Here is a 1,302-nt window from a genome sequence, read left to right on the forward strand (position 1 = left end):
GCCGCGAAGAGCGCCTTGCCCGTATCCGTGAGACGATGTTTACCCGGTCGGCAACTATCGGCTTCCGCGAAACGCTGGTAAAGCGGCTGTCGCTCAGGCGGGAAGAACAGGTGCTGACGGGTGATTTCGGCACGGCGCGAGCAAAGACCGTCTTTTTGAGCGACGAGCCGCTTCGTGCCAAGATTGAATACGACGACCTCGCCCGCGTTGCCCGCGAGCGAGGTATTTCGCTCGACGACGCGGCGGCGTGGATTACCGGGCACTGAGCGTTTCCCCTTGACTTCTCCCGCGCATATCCGGTACAGTACACCCATTCCGCTGACACACGCGTCGGCAATCCTTGGAGGTGGCTTCGCCGCCTCCTTATTCCATAGGGAGAGCATATGAGAAAATATGAGTTTATGACGATTTTCCCGACAGAGGAGAATCAGTTCAAAACCGGTTTGGTGCAAGTCAAGCAGGTTTTAAGCGAATACGGCGTCGAAATCGAAAAAGAAGAGCCGTTCGGCGACCGCGAGCTATGCTATGAAATCAAAAAGCAGCGACGCGGGCGGTTTACGCTTCTGGTCATAGCGGCAAATCCGGCAAAAATCAGCGAAATCGACAAACGCTTAAAGCTGAACGCCGATATCTTGAAATATATGTTTGTCCGCATCGATACATAAGTTGCAGCAGGAGAGCAGGCATGGCAGACGTAAATCATGTGATATTGATAGGGCGGCTCACCCGAGATGCCGACTTAAAATACACTGCGGCAGGGTTTGCGATAGCGAATTTTTCCGTTGCGCTGAACCGGAGACGCAAAAACGGCGAGCGGTGGGAGGATGAAGCCCATTTCTTTGACGTTACCGTATACGGCAAAACCGCCGAAACCCTGAAACCCTATTTAATCAAAGGGAAACAGGTTGCGATAGACGGCGAACTCCGGCAGGATCGCTGGGAACAAGATGGGCAACACAGAAGCAAGGTGATGATTGCGGCAAACAACATCCAGCTTCTCGGCGGCAACCCAGGTGTAGGCGGTGGCGTTGCGCCGTATTCCGGCGGTTCAGCCGGAGCGTATGCGCCTTCGCCACAAAGCCGCGGGTATGAACCGTCGCCCGGCGGCCGCGAGGGGCAGTCAGATTCATCTGAATCTCCCGCCGGAAACGCGGGTGCCGAATTTATGGAAGACGTGCCGTTCTGACGCGCGGCACACATACGGCGATTTTGCAAAGATGACGATATGTTCGTTCAACAGGAGAAACGTATGAGCGATAGTGAAGTGCATACTGCTGAAAAAGCATCGGAAACACTGCCGCG

Annotated in this window: 3 protein-coding genes; all 3 read left to right on the forward strand. The window is 54.8% G+C overall.

Features of this window, described 5'->3' with window-relative positions; genetic code table 11:
- On the forward strand, nucleotides 1-266 hold a 266-nt coding region (larC, locus tag AWU74_RS05650), incomplete at its 5' end, for a nickel insertion protein (protein WP_162504892.1).
- Nucleotides 267-383: 117 nt separating this feature from the next.
- A complete protein-coding gene (gene rpsF, locus AWU74_RS05655) occupies nucleotides 384-665 on the forward strand; it encodes a 30S ribosomal protein S6 (RefSeq protein WP_059370898.1) in 282 nt (93 codons plus the stop codon).
- A 20-nt stretch (nucleotides 666-685) separates the two neighbouring features.
- Nucleotides 686-1,186: a single-stranded DNA-binding protein gene (gene ssb / locus AWU74_RS05660; protein WP_059370900.1), complete on the forward strand. Its 501-nt coding sequence runs from the start codon at nucleotides 686-688 to the stop codon at nucleotides 1,184-1,186.
- Nucleotides 1,187-1,302: the final 116 nt, after the last annotated feature.

The organism is Treponema endosymbiont of Eucomonympha sp. (assembly GCF_001028545.1).